General features: G+C 65.8%; 13 protein-coding genes. 4 read left to right on the top strand and 9 right to left on the bottom strand.

Annotation, left to right across the window (positions count from 1 at the left end):
• The 3 genes from GCN75_RS14910 to fabF form a co-directional block, all read left to right on the top strand.
• On the top strand, window positions 1–3,668 hold a 3,668-nt coding region (locus GCN75_RS14910; RefSeq protein ID WP_152283198.1), incomplete at its 5' end, for a non-ribosomal peptide synthetase.
• A gap of 53 nt (window positions 3,669–3,721) precedes the next feature.
• Window positions 3,722–4,936, top strand: coding sequence for an MFS transporter (locus GCN75_RS14905; RefSeq protein WP_193317519.1), 1,215 nt, complete (start codon window positions 3,722–3,724; stop codon window positions 4,934–4,936).
• A gap of 90 nt (window positions 4,937–5,026) precedes the next feature.
• Entirely contained in the window at window positions 5,027–6,355 is a 1,329-nt protein-coding gene (gene fabF / locus GCN75_RS14900; protein ID WP_152283196.1) for a beta-ketoacyl-ACP synthase II, read from the top strand.
• Here fabF and GCN75_RS14895 read toward each other — a convergent pair.
• Entirely contained in the window at window positions 6,341–7,030 is a 690-nt protein-coding gene (locus GCN75_RS14895; protein WP_193317518.1) for a LuxR family transcriptional regulator, read from the bottom strand. The genes fabF and GCN75_RS14895 overlap by 15 nt on opposite strands.
• A gap of 279 nt (window positions 7,031–7,309) precedes the next feature.
• Between GCN75_RS14895 and GCN75_RS14890 the strand changes: the two genes are divergently transcribed.
• Window positions 7,310–7,945, top strand: coding sequence for an acyl-homoserine-lactone synthase (locus tag GCN75_RS14890; protein WP_152283194.1), 636 nt, complete (start codon window positions 7,310–7,312; stop codon window positions 7,943–7,945).
• 45 nt (window positions 7,946–7,990) lie between these two features.
• On the opposite strand, the gene GCN75_RS14885 is transcribed toward GCN75_RS14890, so the two are convergent.
• From GCN75_RS14885 to GCN75_RS14850, 8 genes are all read right to left on the bottom strand, one after another.
• Window positions 7,991–8,533 carry a hypothetical protein gene (locus tag GCN75_RS14885; RefSeq protein WP_152283193.1) on the bottom strand — a complete coding sequence of 181 codons (543 nt, stop codon included), beginning with the start codon at window positions 8,531–8,533 and terminating at the stop codon, window positions 7,991–7,993.
• A 175-nt stretch (window positions 8,534–8,708) separates the two neighbouring features.
• Window positions 8,709–10,865 (bottom strand): S46 family peptidase, encoded by a 2,157-nt coding sequence (locus tag GCN75_RS14880; protein ID WP_405002815.1) that lies wholly within the window; start codon window positions 10,863–10,865, stop codon window positions 8,709–8,711.
• Between the two features lie 87 nt (window positions 10,866–10,952).
• Entirely contained in the window at window positions 10,953–13,082 is a 2,130-nt protein-coding gene (locus GCN75_RS14875) for a sensor histidine kinase (protein ID WP_226941404.1), read from the bottom strand.
• Window positions 13,079–15,673, bottom strand: coding sequence for a chemotaxis protein CheB (locus GCN75_RS14870; RefSeq protein WP_152283191.1), 2,595 nt, complete (start codon window positions 15,671–15,673; stop codon window positions 13,079–13,081). Before GCN75_RS14870 ends, GCN75_RS14875 begins: the two co-directional genes overlap by 4 nt.
• A gap of 126 nt (window positions 15,674–15,799) precedes the next feature.
• Window positions 15,800–17,230: an efflux transporter outer membrane subunit gene (locus tag GCN75_RS14865; RefSeq protein ID WP_226941403.1), complete on the bottom strand. Its 1,431-nt coding sequence runs from the start codon at window positions 17,228–17,230 to the stop codon at window positions 15,800–15,802.
• The gene (locus tag GCN75_RS14860; protein ID WP_152283190.1) at window positions 17,227–20,472 is read right to left on the bottom strand and encodes an efflux RND transporter permease subunit; all 3,246 of its coding nucleotides are present in this window, start codon (window positions 20,470–20,472) and stop codon (window positions 17,227–17,229) included. Before GCN75_RS14860 ends, GCN75_RS14865 begins: the two co-directional genes overlap by 4 nt.
• Window positions 20,469–23,594 carry an efflux RND transporter permease subunit gene (locus GCN75_RS14855; protein ID WP_152283189.1) on the bottom strand — a complete coding sequence of 1,042 codons (3,126 nt, stop codon included), beginning with the start codon at window positions 23,592–23,594 and terminating at the stop codon, window positions 20,469–20,471. Before GCN75_RS14855 ends, GCN75_RS14860 begins: the two co-directional genes overlap by 4 nt.
• Window positions 23,591–24,967 (bottom strand): efflux RND transporter periplasmic adaptor subunit, encoded by a 1,377-nt coding sequence (locus GCN75_RS14850; RefSeq protein WP_152283188.1) that lies wholly within the window; start codon window positions 24,965–24,967, stop codon window positions 23,591–23,593. Before GCN75_RS14850 ends, GCN75_RS14855 begins: the two co-directional genes overlap by 4 nt.
• Window positions 24,968–25,280: the final 313 nt, after the last annotated feature.

Below are 25,280 nucleotides of genomic sequence, written 5' to 3'. Positions count from 1 at the left end.
ACAGCGTGGCGATACCGCTGTCGCCGGCAGCCATGGAGCGGCTGCGCGCGCTGCCGGCCAGCCGCCGCGCCAGCGTATGCCTGGCGGCCTGGCTGTTGCTGCTGGCGCGCTACAGCGGCCAGCAGCGGGTGCTGACCGGGGTGGCGTTCAATGGCCGCACCCAGCAGCGCTGGCGCCACACGGTGGGCCACTTCGTCAACGTGCTGCCGCTGGTCGTCGACATCGACGAAGGCGTCAGCGGCACGGCGCTGGAACGCGGCGTCTCGGCCGCCTTGTTCGAACTGCTGGAGTTCCAGGACATCCCGCTGGCCCAGCTGATGCGCGACGAACGGCTGAAGGCGGCCGTGCAGGGCCACGATCCGCTGCAAAGCTATTTCAATTTCTTCGATGCCGCGGAAATGCACCTGGAAGCCGGCGCGGCGACGCTGACGCCGCTGACGATTCCGCAGCAGCTGGCGCAGTTCGACCTGAGCCTGTGGATCACGCAGTACCAGGGCCGCTGGGACATGCTGCTCAAGTTCCGCTGCAGCGCCTTCAGCCAGCCCGCCATGGCGCGCATGGCGGCGCACTATGCCGCGCTGCTGGCGCAGCTGGCGGGCGGCGGCGACGAGACCGTGGCGCAGCTGTCCATGCTGTCGGCGGCCGAACAGCGCTGCCTGCTGGGCGGCCAGGGCCCGGGCACGGCGCCGCTCGCCGCCGCCATGCCGGTCGGCGTGAGAACGCTGCCCGTGCACGAGCAATTCCTGCTGCAGGCCGAGCGCCATCCCACGGCGCCGGCGCTGGAATGGGGCGAACAAGGCCTCAGCTATGCGCAGCTGCGCCACCATGTGCAGCAGCTGGCCACGCAACTGGCGGCGCTGGGCATCGGCAAGGAACACACGGTCGGCCTGATGATGCCGCGCGCCGCCTGTCCGGAATCGGTGATCGCCATACTCGCGCTGTGGCAATGCGGCGCCGCCTATGTCGCGCTGGACCTGCAGCATCCGCCGCAGCGCTCGCTGTACATGCTGCAGACGGCGCGCTGCGCGCTGGTGCTGACCAGCAGCGAACGCCCCGCCGAGGAAATGCAGGCGCTGCTGCGGGCGCAGGCGGAACTGGGCGTGCTGGAAATCGCCCTGGGGCAGTCGCTCGAGGTGCGCGTGCGGCAAGCCGTCGTCGTGCCGCCGGCCCGGCGGCTCGAACCGAACAGTCCGTATGCCGACGGCAGCGGCCATCTGGCGTATGTGCTGTACACCTCCGGCAGTACCGGCATGCCCAAGGGCGTGCTGGTCGAGCATGCGGGCCTGAGCGAGCGCCTGGCGTGGATGGCCGAGTATTTCGGCTTCGGCCCCGGCGACAAATTCCTGCAGGGCACGGTGCTGACGTTTGACATTTCCGTACCCGAGTACTGTTTGCCGCTGATCTGCGGCGGCACCGTGGTACTGCTGCCGGAAGGTCCCGCCGGCAGCGCGCACGTGGCTGCCTGCAGGGCGCACGGCGTTACCATGATGAGCACGGTACCGTCGCTGCTCAACCTGCTGGTGAGCGAGCTGACTGCCTGCCCTCGCCTGCGCCACGTCATTTCCGTCGGCGAGGCGCTGATGCGGCCCGTCGTGCAGCAATGGCTGGCATCGGGCACGGCAACGGTGCTGCACAACCTGTACGGGCCGACCGAAGCCACCATCTACGCCACCTTCCACGCCTGCCGCGCCTTGCCGCACGGCAGCGGCGCGCTGATCGGCAAGCCCTGTCCCGGTGTCAGCTGCTGGGTACTGGACAAGCTGGGACGCCCCGTGCCCGTGGGCGTGGCCGGCGAACTGTACCTGGGCGACAGCGGCGTCGCGCGCGGCTACATCGGCACGGTGCGTCAGCCCGATCCGTTCTACGGCAATCCGCTGCAAACGCCGCAGCGGCGCGTCTACCGCACGGGCGACATCGTCAGATGGACGGCCGATGGCGAACTGGACTACATAGGCCGCAACGATTTCCGCATCAAGCTGCGCGGCCAGCTGATCGAGCTGGGCGAAATCGAGCACGCGCTGCTGGCGCAGGCCGGCGTGCAGCATGCATGCGCGCTGGTGATGGAAGTGGGCCAGCCCGGCGCCACGACGCGCCAGATCATGGCGGCCGTGATCGCGCGCACGCCGGCAGATGCCGCGCTCCTGCAGCAGTTGCGCCAGCGCCTGCCCGAATACATGTTGCCATCGCAGCTGTTCCAACTCGACGCCTTCCCGCTCAACAGCAGCGGCAAGGTCGACCGCGCCGCGCTCAGCGCCCTGCTGGCGCAGCGGTTGGCACAGCAGCGCGAGCAGCGCCTGCCTGCCGCCGCCGCGGCGCTGACGCCGTTGCAGCAGCGCCTCTGCGCGCTGTGGCAGGAATTGCTGCAAGTGCCAGTGGTAGACGTCGACGAGAACTTTTTCCAGCTGGGCGGCGATTCGCTGGTGCTGACGCGCATGGTGCTGGCCGTGGAACGCTCGCTGGGACTGCGCATCCATTTCGGCCGCTTCGTGGGCAATCCCACCATCAACGGCCTGCTGGCGGCCGATGCCGCCGACGACACGGCGTCTCCCGGCCGCGCCTACCAGGCCGACCTGGAGCGCATGAGCGAGCTGCCGCCCTTCCCTTCCGGTGCCACGCAGGGCAAGGCCGTGATGCTGACGGGCGCCAGCGGCCACCTGGGCATGCACCTGCTGCACGCGCTGCTGAGCGAAAGTACGGCCCGCATCGTCCTGCCGCTGCGCGGGGACGACGGCATGGCGCGCCTGGCGGCGCGCTACCGGCAGCTGTTCCATGCGGACTTGCCGCCGCTTCGGCTGAGCGTGCTCCAGGCCGACCTGACGCAGCCTTCGCTGGGCATGTCGGCCGCCGACTACGCCGCATGCTGCGCCAGCGTCGGCCAGGTGATCCATGCCGCGGCGCACGTCAATCACGCTGCCGACTATGCGTCCATGCGCGACGGCAATGTGGTCGCCACCCGCCATGTGCTGCTGTTCGCGGCGCAGGCCGGCGCCGCCCACGTGCACCACATGTCGACCCAGTTCACCGAACTGGCCGACTTGCCGGAGGCGCCGCTGCCCGCGTCCAGCCTGGAGGCCATCGCTTCCGGCTACGAACAGTCCAAGCTGGCGGCCGAGCTGCAGGTGACGCAGGCCATCGCCATGGGCTATCCGGCCACCGTCTACCGCCTGCCGCTGATGTTCGACGACAGCGACAGCCGCCTGTACACGCAAAACCATTTTGTCGCGCTGGCCGTCAAGTGCCTGCAGATGGATGCCTACCCGGACGTGCCGATGCCCGTCACGCTGCTGCCGACGGCGCTGGTGGCGCGCTATGTAGCGAGGCGCAGCAAGCTGGGCACGGCCTCGGGCGTGCGCAACCTGAGCCTCGGACCGCTGGCGTTCGACGCCCTCGCCGCGGCGCTCCGGCCCGCGCTGCAAGCCACGCCCGCGGCACGCTGGGTCGAACGCAGCAGGCAGGAGACGGCGGAACGCGATCCCTTCTTCCGCCTGCTGCCGCTGTACGCCGACCTCGGCCAGCCCCAGCCCGCACAGACGCCGCCGCGGCAGGTGGCCAATGCGGAGTTCCTGCGCGAACTGGGGCAGCTGGAGCTGGACGAGGTGCGCGACGCGGCCACGCTGCACGACTTTGCCGTCAGCAGCCTGCGCCGCCTGGCCCAGGCTTCCGATTAATGCCTTTCCGGCCGGGGCGCAGCTGCATCCCGGCCAATTTTGATGAGTCCAAGATGAAATCCAGACTGGTTTACCTCGCCCTGTTCAGTACCATTTTCGCCGACGCCGCCGGCATCGGCATCGTCTACCCGACCCTGACCCCGCTGCTGCTGGGCGATGCGTCGCCGCTGTTCGACAGCAGCCAGGGGCCGGCCTTCCGCTCGGCCGTCTACGGCCTGATGCTGGCCATCTATCCGCTGATGATGTGCCTGGGCTCGCCCTGGCTGGGCGCCTTGTCGGACCGCAAGGGCCGGAAACCGGTCTTGCTGCTGTGCTTGCTTGGCAACGCCGGCGGCATGGCGCTGACCGCCTTCGGCGTCTGGCAGGGCAGCCTGGTACTGATCTGCTGCGGACGGGCGCTGGCCGGCATCACGGCCGCCAGCCTGCCGGTGGCGCAAGCGGCCATCATCGACCTCAGCACGGCAGACAGCAAGGCCGCCAACCTCGCGCTGGTGACGGCCGCCAACGGCATCGGTTTCGTTGCCGGCCCGCTGCTGGGCGGCATCATGCACCAGCAGGGCGCGGCGCTCTGGCTCCCCTATCTGTGGGCGGCGCTGCTGCCGCTGGCCAGCGCCGTCCTGGTCCTGCTGTGCTACGCGGATACCCGCACGCTGTCGGACGACAACGCCAACCCGTGGCGCAATCTGTGGCACATGCTGTGCCGTCCCGAGCTGCGCCAGCCCCTGCTGCTGCTGGCCATCTTCCTGCTCGGCTACTACATGTATTTCAACTACATGGCCGCGTTCGCGCTGCTGCATTACCGCTTTGACGCCTGGCAGGAAGCCCAGCTGCTGGCGTACTACTCCACCTGCTTTGCCGTTGCCATGCTGTTCATCGTGCCCTGGGCCACGCGCCGTTTCGCGCTGGAGCGCATCTTGCTCCTCAGCCTGTCCATCCAGCCGCCGCTGGTGGCAGCGGCGGCCCTGGGCAACGCGCCGGCCGTGCTGTGGCTGCTGACCGGCCCGCTGGCGATTGCCGTCGCCACGACCTATGTCTGCCTGCTCAGCATCGCCTCCAACCGCACGCTGACGGAGCGCCAGGGACAGCTGATGGGCCTGATCTCGGCGATCAATGCGCTGGCCTGGGGCGTCGCGCCGCTGATCACGGCGGCCCTGCAGCCCCTGTCGACCCTGCTGCCTATCGTGGTGGCCGCCCTGGTCTTGCTCGCCGGGGTGGCGTGCATGCTCGTCGCGCGCCAGCGCCAGCTGCTGCCTGGCACCGCCAAATGAGCCGCGCCCTACCTGTCATTTCCTACAGGGGTATACGGCTGGCGATTGCTGATACATTTCGGCTTTGTTTAACTTGCTGAAAGGACTGCGATGTCTTCGTCCCACTACGCTCTGCCCCACCCGCTCGGCCTGCGCCGCGTGGTCGTCACCGGCATCGGCATGCTGACCCCGCTGGCCGTTGGCGCCGAGCGCACCTGGCAGCGGCTGCTGGCCGGCCACAGCGGCATCGGCGTGCTGGACCGTTTCCCGGCCGCCCACCTGCCGGCGCGCATCGCCGGGCAATTGCCGGCGGCGGGCGAGGAAAACGGCTTTCGTCCGGAAGACTGGGTCGAGCGCAAGGAACTGAAGAAAATGGATCCCTTCATCGTGTACGCCATCGCCGCCGCCACCGAAGCGCTGCGCGATGCCGGCTGGGCGCCGGCCGCACTGGCGGAACAGGAACGCAGCGGCGTGATGATCGGTTCCGGCATCGGCGGCCTGCCCGGCATCGAGGCAGCGGCCAGGGCGCTGGAAAATGGCAGCCAGCGGCGCCTGTCGCCGTTCTTCATCCCGTCCAACCTGATCAATCTGGCGGCGGGACACATTGCCATTCAGCACCATCTGCGCGGGCCCGCGCACGCCACCGTCACCGCCTGCGCATCGGGCGCGCACGCCATAGGCGACGCCGCGCGCATGATCGCGCTCGACGATGCCGACGTCATGGTGGCCGGCGGCACCGAAGGCACCATCTGCGAGCTCGGCGTGGCGGGCTTTTGCGCCGCCCGCGCGCTGTCCACGGCGTTCAACGATGCGCCGGAACGGGCCTCGCGCCCGTGGGACCGCGCCCGCGACGGCTTCGTGATGGGTGAAGGCAGCGGCGTCATGGTGCTGGAGGAATACGAGCACGCGCGCGCGCGCGGCGCCAGGATATACGCCGAGGTGATCGGCTACGGCATGTCGGGCGACGCCTACCATGCAGTGGCGCCGCCGGAAGACGGCAATGGCGCGGCACGGGCCATGCAGGCGGCGCTGCGGCGCGCCCGTTTGGCGCCCGAGGCCATCGACTACATCAATGCGCACGCGACATCGACCCCGGCCGGCGATCTGGCAGAAATCACCGCCTTGCGGCACGTCTTCGGCGCCCACCTGCAGGGCGGCGTCTCGGTCTCCTCGACCAAGTCGGCCATGGGCCACCTGCTTGGCGCCTCCGGCAGCGTGGAAGCCATCCTGTCGGTGCTGGCCTTGCGCGACCAGATCGTGCCGCCGACCCTCAACCTGGAAAACCGCGCCGCAGAATGCGAAGGCATCGACCTGGTGGCCGGCAAGGCATACGCCCGGCCGATCCGCCACGTGCTGTCGAATTCCTTCGGCTTTGGCGGCACCAATGCCGCGCTGATCTTTGCCGCGCCGCCCGAGGCCGCCCGCCTACAGCAGGCGTAAGGCCATCGCCTTGATGACGGCGGCAGTCTTGTTGACCGTGTCGAGCTTTTGCAGGGAGTTGCTGATGTGAAAGGTGACGGTGCGTTCCGTAATGTTCAGGATCTCGCTGATGTCGGCCGAGGTCTTGCCATCCGCGCACCAGCGCAGCACTTCCGCCTCGCGTTCGGTCAGCTGGACTTTGGGCGCATCCTTGGCCGGCACGGCAATGGCGTCGGCAAAATGCTCATGCACGACATTCGCCAGCCAGGACACGCGAAAGGACAGGACGTCAATTTCCCGCTCCGTCAGCGGCTTGCTGGAGCGGGAAAAACTCAGCAGTCCGACCTGGCCGCTCATGTCGCACGACGATTGGGCCCAGCCGTAGCGCAGGCCATGGGCATGGGCGTCTTCCCAGAACTCGGGATTTTCTTCCACCATTTTGTCCCCCCACAGGATGGGCTGCAAGGAGCGGTTGGCGCGGCTGACGGTCGGGTCGGAACGCATATACGCCTGCTCGGAATAGCGGCGCTGCCAGGAACTTGGATAATTATTAACGGTAAACACCTTGGGATTGGACATCGGCAGGCGGCCTTGCAGGCCATAGGCGCAATACTCAAACCCCAGGTCGCCGGCCACGCCCGCCAGCACCTCGAATATGTCATCCGGCGTGTGGGTGGCAGCCAGGCTTTCGATCACACCTTGTTTCCATTCTGCTGCCGGGATACGCGTTTTTGGGGCGTTGTAAGCGAACATAGAAGTCCTTTGTAGGGGATGGATTTGCCGCAGGGTTCGTCGCGCATGATAAAAAAATGACACGTCAACGAGTCGGCGTATGGTATAGCAAAGTCTGCTTCAAATTCTCACCAAAACGCACCGCCAGCAACATAAATCGGCACCCCCACCTGTGGTTCCTTACAGTTTTGCAGCGGCCACAATTACACTGTAATAGCCATCCCGTCACTGCCGTAAATAATTATGAAATTCCTTTCAGCCAAATCTGATGCGCTTTGCAATACCCTGAAGTCCGAACTGGAGCGCTATCGCTACAAGGTTTTCGTGGAGACCCTGGGATGGGACCTGCCATCCAGGGATGGCAGGGAAACGGACCAGTTCGATCATGACGATACGTACTACGTCATCGCAAGGGATGAGGAGGGCCGCATCAACGGCTGCGCCCGTCTCCTGCCCACCGACCGTCAATATCTACTGGGTGAAATATTTCCCCAACTGATGGCCGGCCAGGCGCCGCCACGCCATCACGACATCTGGGAACTGTCCCGCTTCACGTCGATGGATCTGCACGACAACCGCAATACGCTGGAAGACACTTTCCGCCTGCTGCGCAAGGCCATCGCCACGGCGGCGACCCTGGGCGCGCGCCGTATCATTTCCGTCTCCCCCGTCGGCATCGAGCGGCTGCTGCGGCAAGGCGGCTTTTCGACGGAGCGCGCCGGGCCGCCGATGCGCGTGAATGGCCATCTGCTGTACGCCTGCTGGATCGACATTCCCGTGCGCGAGCGGCCGATCAGCGCGCTGCCGGCGCGCCTGTGGCGGATGCTCAACGCACGGACCGCGGCCACGCCGCAGGGGCAGATCGCCGGCGCCGCCTAGGGCGCAGGGCCATGCGCGGCGCGCGATGCGCCGCGCCTCACGCCGTCACGCCTGGCCAGGCACCGGCGCCATGCGCACCTGCTCGAGCAGCCGTTCCTCGTCGTCCGTATCGGCGTCGACTTGCGTGACCACGGTCCAGAAACGGGGGCAGGTCTTGATCTGGCCGAAAGCATCGGATGCTTCCAGCCGCACCATGGTTTTCCTCAGGCTGTGCAGATAGCCGGCCTCGATGGCTTCAAGCAGCTCGTCATCGGCGGCGTCGATCAGCTCGGCCAGCGCGTCTTCTATCCCTGCGTGGCCCTCCTCCCACAATTGCCCGATTGCCGGCACGTCGGCTTCCATGCACTCGTTCGACCAGTCCGGAGGGTAATGGCCGCGCTCGCGGTTGCCGGGGTCGGTGTCAAAGCTCAGCGAAATGGATGGCAACGAGACGGCATTGAAGGCAAAGGCGGAAAAAGCCTGATCCTTGAAAGCGGACGCGCCCAGCAACGCCAGCGATGCGCTGGCCAGCCTGAACCAGGTTGCTTCGACGTCGTGGGCCGTTTCGAATGTCTGCCAGTCAAGTGGTAAAGCGGGAGTCGGGGGCATAGGGACCTGTCGGAAAAGAAGAGTGGTGGATAGGGAGAGAAATTATACGTGGCGCCTCCGAAAAGTCGGGTGGCGACGTGTGCGGTGCGGGCGGCATCCCGGCATAAAAAAAGCCGCATCGGCCCTGCGGCGGATGCGGCTTTGCGCTAACGCAAGCTGAAGTTGAAGCTGATACTTACTTCTTGGCAGCTTTCACTGGCTTCGGATACTTGATGGTCATTTCCTGCAGCAAGTTGTCCGCGTGGTCCACTTCCTTCATCACCCACAGCATGTAGCGGATGTCGAGGTGGATGGCGCGCGTGATGGCCGTGTCGAAGTACCAGTCCTTGGTGATCGATTCATACGTCGAATCGAAGTTCAGGCCGATCAGTTCGCCACGCTTGTTCATCACGGCCGAGCCGGAATTGCCGCCCGTGGTATCGGCGCTGGTGAGGAAGTTGACGGGCACCGTGCCCAGGGCCGGGTCGCGGAACTGGCCGTAGCGTTTTTCCTTGACGGCGTCGATCAAGCCTTGCGGCGCTTCGAACGGAGCCTTGCCCGTGACTTTCTCGACGATGCCTTCCACGGTCGTGAACGGTCCCTTGGTGATGCCGTCGCGCGGCGAGTACGGCGATACCGTGCCGTACGTGACGCGCAAGGTCGAGTTGGCGTCAGGATAGACGGGCTTGCCTTGCGACTTCTTCCAGGCAATCACGGCTTGCATGTATTGCGGAATCACGCGTTCCAGGTTGCCGTCGATTTCCTTGCGGCGCTCTTCCAGCGCCGTCTCGACGGGCTGCAGCTTGATGGCCAGCGCCATGAAGGCGTCGTCGGACTGGGCAACAGCGGCCTGGTCCTTTTCCAGCCAGGCCAGGCGCTTGGCCGTGTCGGCCAGTTGCGTCTGCTGGTACAGGGCCGCCACGGCCGTTGGCGCCGGCAGCAGCGCATCCAGGCCTTGCGGATGGCTCTTCGCCGCCAGCTGCGCGTAGCGCTTCAGGCCGGCTTCGAAACGCGCCTGGTCGACCTTGTTGACATACGACTGTTCCAGGCGGGCCAGACGGGCCTTGATGAAGGCCAGGTCGCGCTGCTGGAAGCCCGATTCGCGCTCGGCGTCCGCTTTCTGGCGCTCCAGCGACAGGCGGTAGATGGTGCGCGCGCTCTTGAGCAAATCGCTGTTGGTGGCCACGCTCCAGGCGAACTCTTCTTCGCTCAGGGCCATGTCGCTGGCGATCGCCGCGTCCAGTTCAGCCAGCAGGGTGGCCGACACGTTCGGCTGCTTCGCGTACCAGGCGCGGAACTCGGCATCCTGCACGTCCTTGATGGCGGCGATGTCCTTGCGGGCGAAACCGTCGAGCAAGCCCTGGGTTTTCTTCAGCACGTTGTTGATGCTTTTCACCACGCTCGCATAGCGCACGGCGGCCGCCGCGTCGCCATTGGTCGAGTCGGCCATCACGGCCAGGTCGGCTTGCAGTTCGGCTACTTTCAACGGGAAGGCCGTATCGCGCGCGAAGCGGATTTCCGCCGGCAGCTTGTAGCGGCTGGTGCGGCCGGGGTAGCCCGCCAGCAAGATGCCGTCGCCGGCCTTCAAGCCTTCGGCCGAGACCACGAGGAAATCCTTCGATTTGTACGGCACGTTGTCGGGCGACGGGTCGGCCGGACGGCCATCCTTGCCCACGTAGGCGCGCAGGAACGAGTAATCGCCCGTGTGGCGCGGCCATTCGTAGTTGTCGATGTCGCCGCCAAAGTTGCCGATCTTGTCCGATGGCGCGTACACAAGGCGCACGTCGCGTATCATCATCTGGCGGATGCGGTAGTACTCGAGACCGCGGTGGAAGGCTGGCACGGAGCAGCGGTACATCTTGTCCGTTTCGCATTCGGCGATCAGGTCCTTGATGCGCTTTTCCACCGCTTCGTGGCGCGCGCGGCCGCTCATGTCGGCCGTCAAGCCCTTCAGCACGCGGTCGCTGACGTTCTCCACCTTGTCCGTCACATACACGAGGCTGTTCGGACCGCCCGGCAGCTCTGCGGCGCGCGTCTTGGCCAGAAAGCCGTTGGTGATGTAATTGTGTTCCGGCGTGGAATTGCGCTGCACGGCGCCATACGCGCAGTGGTGATTCGTCACCACCAGGCCCGCGTCGGAGACGAAGGCGGCCGAGCAGCCGCCCAGCGACACGATGGCGCTCATCGGGTGCTTGCTCAGGTCGGCCAGTTTTTCCGCAGGAATTTCGATGCCGACCCGTTTGAGTTCGGCTTTCAGCTGTGGCAGCTGATGTGGTTGCCACTGCCCTTCGTCGGCGTGTGCGCCGGCGAACGCGCCCATCAAGGCGACTGGTAGTACGATTGTCTTGAACAAGATATGCCCCTCCATAAAAAGCAGGCGAAAGTATAGCCTGTCCAGGCCGCCCGGGTCGCCAAAAATTAACCTATTGCAATTTCTGTATCAGGCGGCCGGCCGCCCCGCTCCCGGCAGGGGAATCTGCAGCGACAAGCGGCAACCGGCGCCCGACGCCGGCATGCCCACCTCGAAATGCCCGCCCAGCGCCGTCACCCGCTCGGCGATGCCCATCAGGCCAAAGCATTGTTTCTTGCGCTGCTGCTGTGGCGTGATGCCGATGCCGTTGTCGCTGATGGCCAGATACACGGCGCAGGCATCCGAGCTGAGCTCGATCTCGACCTGGCTGGCCTGGGCATGGCGCATGACGTTGCTGAGCGCCTCTTGCACGATGCGGAACAGCACGATCTCGACCTGGCTGCCGATGGCGGCAAACAACGCCTCGTCGCGTATCAGCAGGCGGCAAGCGACGCCGCTGCGCTTGCGGAAGTCGCCCACCTGCCATTCGATGGCGGCCTGCAAGCCCAGGTCCAGCGCCATCGGGCGCAGCTCGTTCATGATGCCGCGCACGCTCTTGATGGTGGTGTCGACATTGCTGAGTACGGCGCCGACCCGGCGGTGCAAACGCGGGTGCGAACCTTCCGTGCGCGCGCTGAGCATGGAAATATCGATGCGCAAGGCCAGCAGGTTTTGTCCCAGTTCATCGTGGATATCGCGCGAGATGCGCTTGCGCTCGTCTTCCTTGGCCGTTTCCAGGTGCAAGGCCAGCTGGCGCAGCTGCGCGTGCGACTGGCGCAAGGCGCCATCCATCAGCTTGCGTTCCGTGATGTCCGTATGCGCCACCACCACGCGCAGCGGCCCTTCGCCGAGAAAACGGCTGACCCTGGCCTGCGACCAGCGCGGGCCTGCGCGCGTGGCAAATTCATACTCGAGCGCAAACGTGTCGGCCCGGCCGGCAATCACGGAGCGGATGCCGGCGGCCAGCTCGCGTCCCGCGCTGCGCTGCCAGCGCACGTCCGTATCGCAGAAATCCAGGTATTTCAGCGGCTGCGGCGTTTGCCCGACGAAGGCCAGGCAAGCCTGGTTCGCATGCACCACGCTGCCCGCCCGGTCCAGCACCAGTACCCGGTCCGTCAGCGAATCGATGGTGGCGTGAAAGAAGCGTTCCGCATCGCGCAGGGCTTCCTGCGCCCGCTCGCGCTGGTGCACTTCCAGCTGCAGGTGCTGGTTAGCGCGCAGCAATTCGGCCGTGCGGTCGACCACGCGCTGGTCCAGCTCGCGGTGCAGTTCGCGCAAGTCCGCCTCGGCCAGCTTGCGTTCGGTGATATCGGAAAACACGCCGACAAAGTGGCTGATGGCGCCGTCCGGGCTGCGCATGGGCGTGATCGACAGCGATTCGACGAAGCGCTCGCCATTCTTGCGCCGGTTCACCAGTTCGCCATACCAGCTGCCATCCTGGTGCAGGCTGCGCCACATGGCTTCATAGAACTGCGGCAAATGCGTGCCGCCGCCGAGGAAGGAGGGATCGCGCCCGATGGCTTCCTCCGCCTGGTAACCGGTGATGGTGGTGAACGCGGGGTTGACGGAAATGATGCGGTTGCCGCTGTCCGTCACCAGCACGCCTTCGCGTATGCTGTCGAGGATGACGAAGGCGCGCCGCAAGGCCGATTCGCGCGCGTGCTCGTCGCCCAGGTCCGTCACCAGCATGCGCGCCGTGGCGCTGGCGGCATCGAAATTGGCTTCGATGCGCACCATGCCGCCCACGCCGCCCGCTTCGCCTTCGAACAATTGCGCTTCGAGCACTTGCCGCGCGCCGCTGGTAAACACGGCGTCGAGGAAGCGGCGGAAGCCGCCCTGCGCCTGGGGTGCGACGAATTGCTCGAAACGCCGTCCCAGCAGCTGGTTCTTGTCGCGTTCCAACAGGCCGCAGGCCGCCACGTTGACGCGCGTGATGACGCCCTCGCGCGCCAGCGAAAAATAGCTGACGGGCGCCTGTTCATACAGCTGCGCATAGCGGTCGCGGCTGCTTTCAAATTCATTCTTCAGCTGTTCCAGCTCGACCAGGGCCGCACTCTGCATTTCCAGCTCGATCTGGCTGACATGCAACTCATGCAGCTGGCGCATCACCTCTTCATTCGACTGCGGCGGCGCGATGGGCTGGCGCTGCTCCGCGGCCATTTGCTCGGCCTGCTCCCTCAGCCTGGCAGGGCCGGTACCGCTGTCGAATGGTTCGCTCATGACGCGCTTTCTCCTGCTTTCCCATCTGCCACGGCGCCGGACTGGATCTGGCGCAGCTGGGCTTCCAGCAGCTTCGATTCTGTAATGTTGATAAAGGTCACCACCACGCCATCGATCACGTTTTCAATCGTGCGGTACGGCATGATGCGCACGTTGTACCAGCGCCCCGTCTTGGTCGGCACTTGCCGCTCGCAAAACACGAGGCTGCGGATCACTTCCAGCGCATCGCCTTCCAGGCCCGGATAATCGAGGTCGTTGACGATGTCGCTGAGCGGACGGCGCAAGTCCGTCTGGATCAGTTTGTAGATTTGCGTGGCTGGCGCCGTGAAGCGGCGGATGCGCAGGTCGCTGTCGAGAAAAATGGTTGCGATATCGGTACTGTTGAGCAGGTTCTTCATGTCGCTATTGACCAGCGACAGATCATCGACCTTCGATTGCAGTTCGGCATTAACCGTGTACAGCTCTTCGTTCAGCGACTGCATCTCTTCCTTCGAGGTGGTCAGCTCCTCGTTCGTCGATTGCAATTCTTCATTGGTTGACTGCAATTCCTCATTGGCCGACTTGAGCTCTTCGCGCGAAGTTTGCATCTCGTCGCGCACGGCCTGGATTTCATTGCGCGCCTGGCTGAGCTGCTGCTCCAGCTCCAGCACCTTGGGATTGGGCGAGCGGCCGCGGCGCGTCTCGGCCACCAGGGGCGCGCTGGAAAACGTGACGAAGACCATGCCGCGCAAGGATTCGGGCTGGCTCAGCGCTTCCGCGCTCAGGTCCACGCCCAGCGACTGTCCCAGGTGGTCCTTGACGACCAGGCCCTTCAGGCGCACCACGCTTTCGCTTTGCAGCGCCTGCTTGATCAGGCCCGCCAGCTCGTAGCGCAAGCCTTCGCGCGCCATCGCGTGGATATTCCAGTTGGCCTTGCCGGCCGCCGGTTCCAGGAAGGCGCCCGTGCGGCCATTGATGTACAGGATGTCGCCATCCTGGTTCAGCAGCGCGGCCGCCGGGGAATACTTCTGGAGCAATAATTGCTCGACATGGGATTGAATCTTTCCAGTCATGCTGACTTCTCTCGTGTCGCTAGGTGTGGGAGGGGATGCCAACGATACCTTGGTGGGAAAATACGTGGGCAGGCGCTGGCGCGCCAGGTTGTCGAGGCGGCGGTACAGCCGGGTCGAGGTGGTCAGCGGCGAAAACAGGTCGGAAAAATGACCGGGCGTATCGGCGCTGCCCAGCAGCAAAATCCCATCGCGGTTCAAGGCGTAATGAAACAGGGGAATCAGGCGCTGCTGCAGCTTGGCATTGAGATAGATCAACAGGTTGCGGCAGCACAAGATGTCAAGCTTGGTGAACGGCGGGTCCGAAATGATGTTTTGCTGGGCAAAGATGATCGTGTTGCGGATCTCTTTCTTCACGTGGTAGCCGTTCTTGTCATTCACGAAGAAGCGCTCGATCCGTTCAGCGGACACGTCGCTGCTGATGCTGTGCGGGAACCGGGCCTGGCGTGCGCGGTCGATGGCGTCGGCCGACAGGTCGGTGGCAAAGATCTGCAGGCTGTACTTCGACGGCGGGTTGCTGCTGGCCACCACTTCATGGAAGACCATGGCCAGCGAATACGCTTCCTCGCCCGTGGAACAGGCGGGCACCCAGGCCTTGAAGGCCCGGCCATCCGGATGGGCCGCCAGCATTTGCGGCAAGACCACCATCTTCAGGTATTCCCACACTTTCGGGTCGCGGAAAAAACTCGTCACGCCGATCAGCAATTCCTTGAACAGCAAGTCGATTTCCGCCGGATTGTCGCGCAGGTAGGGAACGTACTCTTCCATCGACGCCATCTGGTACAAGCTCATACGCCGCTCGATGCGGCGCAGTACCGTGTTGATCTTGTAATCCGTAAAACTGTTGCCCGTGTGCTCGGACAGCAGAGCGACGATTTCCTGCAGCGAGTTGCGTCCGTTCGGCTCGTGGCCCGGCAGGCTGAGGAAACTGCTGCGGAACAGATAGCTGATGATCTTGTCCGGCATCTTGTCGGGGAAATCGACGAGGTCCACCACTTCAGCCGCAATCGCGCTCTGCGGCATCATGTCGAACTTGGCCGTATCGGGATACTGGGCCAGGGTCAGGCCGCCCGCCTGCTTGATCGCCTGCAAGCCGCGCGTGCCGTCGCTGCCCATGCCGGAAAAAATCACGCCCACGGCCAGTTCGCCCAGTTCGCTTGCAAGGCTCTCGAAAAAAGCATTGATGGGCAAGCGGTGCCCGCGCAGCTGCACGGGCTCGCTGAGCACGAAACGGCCCCTGGCCAGGCCCAGGTCCGCATTCGACGGTATCACATAGATATGGTTCGGGCGCAATTCCGCCTGGTGCGTGATTTCCGTGACGGGAATGCTGGTGGCCCGCTGCAACAATTCCGGCAGCATGGCCTTTTGCGTGGGGTCCAGGTGCTGGATCACCACATACGCAATGCCGCTTTCCTGCGGCACGTTCGCCAGGAACGCGACGATGGGATCGAGTCCGCCGGCGGAAGCGCCGATGGCCACCACGGGGAAAACGATGGTGGCCACTTCAGGGACGGAGGCATTGCTGTGTTTACTGCGTGTCATCGTCTGCAAGATAGCAGCCACGGCAAGACCGTCAGGCTGGGAATTGATAATCTTGCATTCTAGCACTCAAGATGCGCGGAAAAACGCGAATGTGGCGCAGGTTTCCCCCTGCGCCAGCCTGCCCCGTTACTGCGGCTGCGGCGTATGCCAGCCGCCGCCCAGCGACTGGATCAGGGCCACGGCCGTCGTCTGGCGGTCCGCCTGCGCCTGCACCAGCGAGCGGCGCGCCGACAGGGCCGTCACTTGCGCCGTCACCACGTCCGTGTAGCCGACCTGGCCCGCGTTGTAGCGGTTCAGCATCTGCTGCTCGACCTGGTCGGCCGCCGCCGACGCCTGCTGGCGCAAGGCCAGCTGCTCGGCCAGCGCGCGCGTGGCCGACAACTGGTCTTCCACGGCGCCAAAGGCGGACAGCACCGTCTGGCGGTAGCGGGCCACGGCCGCCTCATGCCCCGCCTTGGCCGCATCCACGCTGGCCGTGGTGGCGCCCGCGTTGAACAAGGTTTGCGCGGCCGACACGCCCAGCGACCACAGGCTCGACGACGCATTGAACAAATCGCCCACCTTGCTGGCGCCCGAGCCGTAGGACCCCGTCAGGTTCAGGCTGGGATAGTAGGCCGAGCGGGCAATGCCGATCTGCTCGTTGGCCACCGCCACCCGGCGTTCGGCGGCGGCGATGTCGGGACGACGCTGCAGCAGGGTCGACGGCACGCCCAGCGGCACTTCGGGCACGGTCAGGGTCCACGGCGCCACGGCCAGGCTGAAGTCCGACGGGGCGCGGCCCAAGAGGATGGCAATCGCGTGTTCGAGCTGGGCCCGCGCGCGCGTCTGGCTCGACAGGTCGATCTGCGCATTGGCCAGCTGCGTCTGCGCCTGCAGCAGGTCGGACTTGGCGGCGATGCCGGAATTGAAGCGGTTGCTGGTGATGTCGAGCACGCGCTTGTAGCCGTCGATGGTGGCATTGAGCAGCGCGATCTGCGCATCGCTCTGGCGCAGCGAAAAATAATTGGTGGCCAGCTCGCCCTGCGCCGACAGGCGCGCGGCAGCCAGGTCCGCGGCACTGGCTGCCGCGCTGGCGTCCGCCCCCGTCACGCCGGCGCGCAGGCGGCCCCAGATGTCCGGTTCCCACGACGCGCCAATGGCGGCCTTGAAGTTGTTGTTCGTCTGCTGCTCGCCGCCGCCACCGGAGCGGGCGCCGCTGCCCGTCAGGCTCACGGTGGGGAACAGCGAGGCGCGCTGTTCGCGCACCAGCGCGCGCGCCTGCTCGTACGAGGCGACGGCTTCCGCCACGTTCTGGTTCGATATGTCGATGCTGTCGGCCAGCTGGTTCAGCTGCGCGTCGCCGAACAGGGTCCACCAGGGGCCCCGCTCCAGGGTGTCGGCGGGCACGGCCGGTTGCCAGCCGGCCGCCTCCTTGAACGTTTGCGGCGCGGCGGCCGTCGGCGTTTCATACGCGGGGCTGACGGCGCAGCCGGCCAGCAGGAGGAAAGCGGTGGCCGTTGCCACTGCCAGCAAATGGCGGGCGGGAACAGCGGATACGTCAGGTTTTACTTGCTTCATGATTGTGTGCTCGGGTTATCTGGCCCAGGAATGCGGCTCAATTGCTGCTCGTCGGCGCTGCGCGTGCGCAGCTTGTCGAGCAGGATATAGACCACCGGGGTGGTCAGCAATGTGAGTAACTGGCTGGCAATCAGGCCGCCGATGATGGCGACCCCCAAGGGCTGGCGTAGCTCCGACCCCTCGCCGAAACCGATCGCCAGCGGCAAGGCGCCAAGCGCCGCCGCCAGGGTGGTCATCAGAATGGGGCGGAAACGCAGCAAACAAGCCTCGCGCACCGCCTCCACCGCTGTCAGTCCGCGCGAACGCTCGGCTTCCAGCGCGAAGTCGATGATCAATATAGCATTTTTCTTGACGATACCGATCAACAGGAACACGCCGATCAGGGCGATGATGGAAAACTCCATACGGAACAGGAGCAATGCCAGCACGGCGCCCACCCCCGCCGACGGCAACGTCGACAGCACGGTGACGGGGTGCACCAGGCTTTCGTACAGGATGCCCAGCACGATATAGATCACCACGATGGCCGCCAGGATCAGCAGCGGCTGCTCCTTGTTGCTGTCCTGCGCGCTCTTTGCCGAACCCTGGAAACTGCCGCGCACATTCACCGGCATGCCGATTTCCGACTCGGCCTGGGCCACGGCCGCCTGCCCGTCGCTGAGCGGATAGCCGTCGCTGAGATTGAACGACACGGTGGTGGCCAGCTCGCCGCCCTGGTGGTTGATCGAGGTCGCCGTGGAGCTTTCGGCAAAGCTGCTGAACGACGACAGCGGCACCATCGTCGCCAGCGAGGTCGAGAGCGCCGTGCCGCTGGACGGATCGCGCGCCGCCGTCGTATTCGACGTCGTCGCGGCGACGGCGCTGGTGGTGGCCGTGGCCGTCGCGCCGGTGGCGGCGACAGCCGCCGCATTCGACGCCGGCACGTACACGGAGCGCAGCGCTTCCGGGCTTTGCGCATAGCGGGGCGCCACTTCCATGATCACGTGGTACTGGTTCAGCTCATCGTAGATGGTCGCCACCTGGCGCTGGCCGAAGCTGTTGTACAGCGCATTGTCGATGTCGCGCACCTGCACACCCAGTTCCGTGGCGCGGTCCTTGTCGATGGAGACGAAGGTTTCCACGCCGTTTTCCGCCTGGTCCGTATCGACGTCGATCAGGGCCGGCTGCAGCTTCATCTGGTCGGCCAGTTTCGCCGCCCATTTCTTCAGGTCGGCCTGGTTGTCGCTGATCAGGGTGTACTGGTAGGTGGAATTGCTGGAACGCCCGCCCATGCGCAAATCCTGCACGGGGTTGAGGAACAGCGAAATGCCCGTCACCTTGGCCAGCTGCGGGCGCAGGCGCGCGATCACGGCCTGCCCCTTGTCCGTGCGCTGCGAAGCGGGTTTCAAATCGATGAACATGAAGCCGCCCCCTGCCCTGCCCCCACCCGTGAAGCCCACGACGGTGGCGACTGCCGGATCGTCCTTGATGATGTTGACCAGCTGGCGCAGCTTGCCCTGCATGGCCTGGAACGAGATGCTCTGGTCGGCGCGCATGCCGCCGTTGATCTGGCCCGTATCCTGCTGCGGGAAGAAGCCCTTGGGCGCGGCCGCGAACAGGTACACGTTCAGGCCGACGACGAACACCAGGATGGTCATCACCAGCGCGGCGCTGGACAAGGCCCAGTCCAGGCAATGCTCATAGACTTTCAGCATGCGCTCGAAGCCCCGCTCGAACCAGCGCGCGACGGCGCCGGGCGGCTTGTGCTGCTGCCCGCTCTTCAGCAGCCAGGCGCACATCATCGGCGTGGTGGTCAGCGAAATGACCAGCGAAATCATGACGGCGGCCGACAGGGTGACGGCAAATTCGCGGAACAGGCGTCCCACCTGCCCGCCCATGAACAGCAGCGGGATGAAGACGGCCACCAGCGACAGGCTGATCGACAGCACCGTGAAACCCACTTCGCGCGCGCCCAGCAGGGCCGCCTTGAAGCGGTCCATGCCCGCCTCGATGTGGCGCTGCGTATTTTCCAGCACCACGATGGCGTCATCGACGACAAAGCCCGTGGCCACCGTCAGCGCCATCAGGGAAAGGTTATTCAGGGAAAAGCCCAGCATGTACATCACGCCGAACGTGCCCAGCAAGGAAACGATGGTGGCCACGGCCGGGATGATGGTGGCGCGCACGCTGCGCAGGAAAGCGCTGACCACCAGCACCACCAGCACGATGGACAGAATCAGGGTGAATTCGATCTCGTGCAGCGACGAGCGGATGGAATTGGTGCTGTCGGACGCCACTTGCAGCTTGATGTCGCCCGGCAGCTGCGCCTGCAGTTGCGGCAGCAGCGCGCGCACGCCGTCCACCGTGGCGATGACGTTGGCACCCGGCTGGCGCGTGATCAGCACGATGACGGCCGGGTCGCCGTTGAACAGGCCCAGGGTATTCGTGTTTTCCACGCCGTCGACCACTTCGGCCACGTCGTCGAGGCGGATGGCGGCGCCGTCGCGCCAGGCCACCACCAGGCTGCGGTAGTCGGCCGCGCTGCGCCCGCCCGAAGCCGTGCTGGCGCCCGAGTAGATCTGCAGGCTGCGTTCGTCGCCCGTGATCGCGCCCTTGGGCCGGTTGGCATTCGTGGCCTGGATGGCCGCGCGCACGTCTTCCATCGAGACGGCATAGTGATTGAGCTGGTAAGGCAGCAGTTCCACGCGCACGGCCGGCAGCGAGCCGCCGCCCAGTTCCACGTCGCCCACGCCTTTGACTTGCGCCACTTTCTGCTGCACCAGGTTCGATACGGCATCGTAGATCTGGCCCGGCGTGCGCGTTTTCGACGTCAGCGCCAGGATGATCACGGGCGCGTCGGACGGATTGGCCTTGCGGTAGGTGGGGTTGCTGCGCAAGGTGGCCGGCAAGTCCACGCGCGAGGCGGAAATGGCCGCCTGCACTTCGCGCGCGGCCGAATCGATCTTGCGGTTCAGGTCGAACTGCAGGTTGATGCGCGTCGAGCCCGTGCCCGACGACGACGTCATCTCGTTGACGCCAGAAATCACGCCCAGGCGCCGCTCCAGCGGCGTGGCCACCGAGGTGGCCATGGTCACGGGACTGGCGCCGGGCAGGCTGGCGCTGACGGAAATGGTCGGATAATCGACCTGCGGCAGCGGCGAGACGGGCAGCACGAAGAAGGCGCCGATGCCCGCCAGCGCGATGCCGATGGTCAGCAGCACGGTGGCGATGGGCCGCTTGACGAACGGTTCGGACAGGTTCACGCGGCGCTCCCCGCATTATCGGCCGGCTTGTCCAGGTTCACGCCAGGGGGCTTCGGCTTGCCCGCAAAGCGCTGGCCCAGGCGGTCGAAGCCCAGGTAGATCACGGGCGTGGTGAACAGGGTCAGCACCTGGCTGACGATCAGGCCGCCGAAGATGGCCAGGCCCAGCGGGCGGCGCAACTCGGCGCCCTCGCCCCAGCCCAGCATCAGCGGCACGGCCGCGAACAGGGCCGCCAGGGTGGTCATCAGGATGGGGCGGAAACGCAGCAGCGCCGCCTGGTGGATGGCTTCCTGCGGGCTCTTGCCCTCGTCGCGCTCGGCCTCGATGGCGAAGTCGATCATCATGATGGCGTTCTTCTTGACGATGCCGATCAGGAGGATGATGCCGATGATGCCGATCACGCCCAGGTCCTGCCCGGAAATCATCAGCGCCAGCAAGGCGCCCACGCCGGCCGACGGCAGGGTCGACAGGATCGTCAGCGGGTGGATGTAGCTTTCGTACAGCACGCCCAGCACGATGTAGACGCAGACGACGGCGGCCAGAATGAGCCACAGCTGGTTCGACAGCGAGTTTTCATACGCGCCGGCCGCACCCAGGAAGGTCAGGCTCACCGATGGCGGCAAGGCGATGTCCTTCGCCGCCTGGCGGATGGCGTCGACGGCGCTGCCCAGCGCCACGCCCTGCGTCGTATCGAAGCCGAGCGTCGTGGCCGGGTACTGCGCCACGTGCGTGATCTGCAGCGGCGCCTGTTTTTCGCTGACGCTGGCAAAGGCGGACAGCGGCGTCGACTTGCCGGAACCCGTGCGCACCTGCAGGTCCGACAGGTCGGCCGGCGTGGTGACGATGCCCGGCTGCGCTTCGAGAATCACGCGGTACTGGTTGGTTTCCGTGAAGATGGTCGAGATGATGCGCTGGCCGAAGGCGTTGTACAGCGCGTCGTCGACGGTGGCCGTGGTGACGGACATGCGCGCGGCGCTGTCGCGGTCGATGGCCACGACGACGGCGGCGCCCGTGGCGCCCGCGTCCGTGACCACGTTGCGCAGCTGCGATTTTTCGCGCATGCGCGCCGCCAGCTTGCCGGCCCACTCGGTGACGGTGGCCGTGTCGGCCCCTTCGAGCGAGACGCGGTATTGCGTGGGGCCCGATTCCGCATCGATGGTGAGATCCTGCGTCGGCTGCAGATACAGGGTCACGCCGGCCACCTTGGCCACGCGGTTGCGCAGGCGCTCCATGATGTCGTCCTGGCTATCGCTGCGCGAACGCTTGAGATTGATCAGCATGCTCCCCGTGTGCAGCATGGTGTTGTTGGCCGCGTCGACGCCCACGAGGGAACTCAAGGTATCGACATCGGGATCTTCCAGCAGCGCGCTGGCCGCCGCCTGCTGCAGGGTGGCCATGCGTTCGTACGAGACGGCTTGCGAGGTTTCGATGCGCGCCTGCAGCTGGCCCGTGTCCTGCGTGGGGAACAGGCCCTTCGGAATCGTGATGTACAGGATGACGGTCAGCAGCAAGGTGGCCAGGGCCACCAGCAGGGTCAGTCCCTGGCGTTTCAGCACCCACACCAGCGCATGGTCGTACTGATGGATGACCTTGTCGAGGAAGGCCTGGATGCGCTGGCCCGTGGCGCTGATTTTCTCGTCGGCGTGGCTCTTCAGCCAGCGCGCCGACATCATCGGCACCAGGGTCAGCGAGACGACGGCGGAAATCAGGATGGTGATGGCCAGGGTCATGGCAAATTCGCGGAACAGCCGGCCCACGACGTCGCCCATGAACAACAGGGGAATGAGCACGGCGATCAGGGAAACGGTCAGCGAGATGATGGTAAAGCCGATCTGCGACGCGCCCTTCAGGGCGGCGGCCATCGGCGTTTCGCCCTCTTCGATGTAGCGCGCGATGTTTTCGATCATGACGATGGCGTCATCGACGACAAAGCCCGTGGCGATCGTCAACGCCATCAGCGACAGGTTGTTCAGGCTGTAGCCGAGCAGATACATGACGCCGCAGGCGCCGATCAGCGAAATCGGCACGGACAGGCTGGCGATCACCGTGGCGCGCAGGCTGTGCAAGAAGGCGAAGATCACCAGCACCACCAGCAGCACGGACAGCAGCAGTTCCATTTCCACGTGTTCGACGGAAGCGCGGATGCCCGTCGTGCGGTCGCTCAGCACGTCGAGTTTCATGGCGGCCGGCAGGCTCGATTGCAGCTCCGGCAGCAGGGCCTTGATGGCGTCGACCGTCTTGATGACGTTGGCGCCCGGCTGGCGCTGCACGTTCAGGATGATGGCCGGCTGCTTGCCCGACCAGGCGCCCAGGCGCGTGTTTTCCGCGCTGTCGACGACGTTGGCCACGTCGGACAGGCGCACGGGCGCGCCGTTTTTATAGGTGATGATCAGGCGCTTGTAGTCTTCCGCCGTTACCAGCTGGTCGTTCGCATTGATGGTGAACGAGCGCGTGGGACCGTCGAAACTGCCCTTGGCGCTGTTGACGTTGGCCGCCGCGATGGCCGTGCGCAGGCTGTCGAGGCCCAGGCCGTACGAGGCCAGCAATTTGGTGTCGCCCTGGATGCGCACGGCGGGACGCTGGCCGCCCGACAGCGACACCAGGCCCACGCCGTTGACCTGGCTGATCTTCAGGGCCAGGCGCGTGTTGACGATGTTCTGCACCTGCGTCAGCGGCATCGTGTCCGAGGTGATGGCCAGGGTCAGCACGGGTGCGTCGGCCGGGTTGATCTTCGCGTACACGGGCGGCGCCGGCAAGTCGGTGGGCAGCAGCGAGCCGCCCGCGTTGATGGCCGCCTGCACTTCCTGCTCGGCCACGTCCAGGGTCTGGCCCAGGGTGAACTGCAAGGTGATGATGGAGACGCCGGCCGCGCTGGTGGAACTCATGCGCTGCAAGCCCGACATCTGCCCGAACTGGCGCTCCAGCGGCGCCGTGACGGTCTGCCCCATCACTTCCGGACTGGCACCCGGGTACAGGGTCTGCACCTGGATGGTGGGGAAGTCCACCTGCGGCAAGGCGGCCAGCGGCAGGAACTTGAAGCCGACCAGCCCCGCCAGCACGATGGCCAGCATCAGCAGCGCCGTGGCGACGGGGCGCTTGATGAACGGAGTCGATGGACTCATTGCGCTGCGCCCTTCGCCGGCGCCGCCGCTGGCGTGGATGCGGGTGCGGATGCGGGTGCGGAAGCGGAAGCCGATGCGCTGGCCGCGCCGTCAGCCTGCTGGCGGCGGTGGCGGCGTTCGCCGTTCGCGCCCGTGGCGCCGCCCGCGCCGGCCGGCTTGTCGCCTGCCAGGGTGACTTTCGCACCTTCCTTCAGGCGGTCGGCGCCTTCCGTGATGACTTGTTCGCCCGCTTCCAGGCCGGCGCGGATTTCCACCATGTCGGTGGTGGCCTGGCCCCGCGTGACCATGCGCACGGTGACGGTCTTGTCGGCCTTGAGCACATACACGAAATCGCCATTATTGCTGTGGCGCAGGGCCGTCACGGGCACCAGCACGGCGCCCGTGATATTGCCCAGTTCCAGGCGCACGTTGACGAACTGGCTGGGGAACAGGGCCATCTTGTCGTTCGCGTAGCGGGCCTTGGCGCGCACGGTGCCCGTCTGCACGTCGACCTGGTTATCGAGCGCGCTCAGGCTGCCCGTGTCCAGCGTGTGCGTGCGCGTGCGGTCCAGCGCCAGCGCCGCCGGGGCCGCACCGGCATTCAGGCGTTCCTGGATGGTCTGCACCTTATCCTGCGGCACGGAGAACTGCACGTCGATGGGCGACAGCTGCGTCACCACCACCACGCCGCCCGCGTCGCTGGTATTCACCAGGTTGCCGATATCGACCACCTTCAGGCCCGCGCGTCCGCTGATCGGCGAGACCACCTTGGTGTAGCCCAGGTTCAGCCTGGCCGTGCCTTCGGCCGCGCGGTCCGTCATGACCGTGCCTTCCAGCTGTTTCACCAGCGCGGCCTGCGTATCGACGTCCTGGCGCGCGATGGAATCCTGGCCCAGCAGGGTTTGATAGCGCTTCAGGGTCAGGCGCGCGTTTTCCAGCTGCGCTTCATCGCGCTGGCGCTGGCCCGTGGCCTGCATCAGCGCCATCTCGAACTGGGCCGGGTCGATCTGCGCCACCACCTGGCCCGCCTTGACCATGCCGCCTTCCTTGAATTTCAATTCCTTCAGGATGCCCGACACCTGCGGGCGCACCGTCACGGTGGATGCCGCCGTCACGGTGCCCAGCGCATCGAGCACCACGGGCAGGTCGGACTTCACGGCCGTGGCCACGCCAACGGTGGTCGAGGGCGCGCCGCGGCGCCCGCCGGCGCCACCGGGCCCGCCAGGGCCGCCGGGGCCGGCCATGCCGGCGCCGCCCGGCGCGCTGGCGCCCGAATGGGTCAGATACCAGGCACCGCCGCCCAGCGCGGCCATCACTGCCAGCGCGATAACGCTGCCGACGATTTTCGAGCGGCGGCTGCGCCGTGGGGTATTGGGTGCTGTCTGCGAATCCATCGCTTATCCTTTTATAGGCCGCTGGCACGGCGAGTCTGTGGCGCCGGCCGAGGTGGAACACACTCAGGCCGGACGGCCGTTTTTCGGGGGTGATACAGCTACAAAGCGTCAGGGAGTCAAGAGCTGAAGATCAGCTGAAAAAGCCACGCTCCCATCGTGAAACGACTCTAGCATAGTCATGTTTCTGTTTCATTTCCATTTGAAACAATTACACAGGCGCCCCCAAGGGCCGGGGGCGGCCCGCAGGCGGACGCGGCACGGCCGCCAAGGGGGAACGGAGGAAAAATCAGGCTTGCGGGGCCGGGAGGCGCAG

This window comes from Janthinobacterium violaceinigrum, from assembly GCF_009208555.1.
Lineage (GTDB): Bacteria > Pseudomonadota > Gammaproteobacteria > Burkholderiales > Burkholderiaceae_D > Janthinobacterium > Janthinobacterium violaceinigrum.
This window is presented reverse-complemented; position numbering and strand designations above follow the sequence as displayed.

Coding starts and splice junctions, on each gene's coding strand:
- GCN75_RS14905 (WP_193317519.1), top strand. CDS start 3,722: ATGAAATCCAGACTGGTTTACCTCGCCCTGTTCAGTACCATTTTCGCC.
- fabF (WP_152283196.1), top strand. CDS start 5,027: ATGTCTTCGTCCCACTACGCTCTGCCCCACCCGCTCGGCCTGCGCCGC.
- GCN75_RS14890 (WP_152283194.1), top strand. CDS start 7,310: ATGAAATTCCTTTCAGCCAAATCTGATGCGCTTTGCAATACCCTGAAG.
- GCN75_RS14885 (WP_152283193.1), bottom strand. CDS start 8,533: ATGCCCCCGACTCCCGCTTTACCACTTGACTGGCAGACATTCGAAACG.
- GCN75_RS14875 (WP_226941404.1), bottom strand. CDS start 13,082: ATGAGCGAACCATTCGACAGCGGTACCGGCCCTGCCAGGCTGAGGGAG.
- GCN75_RS14870 (WP_152283191.1), bottom strand. CDS start 15,673: ATGACACGCAGTAAACACAGCAATGCCTCCGTCCCTGAAGTGGCCACC.
- GCN75_RS14865 (WP_226941403.1), bottom strand. CDS start 17,230: ATGAAGCAAGTAAAACCTGACGTATCCGCTGTTCCCGCCCGCCATTTG.
- GCN75_RS14855 (WP_152283189.1), bottom strand. CDS start 23,594: ATGAGTCCATCGACTCCGTTCATCAAGCGCCCCGTCGCCACGGCGCTG.
- GCN75_RS14850 (WP_152283188.1), bottom strand. CDS start 24,967: ATGGATTCGCAGACAGCACCCAATACCCCACGGCGCAGCCGCCGCTCG.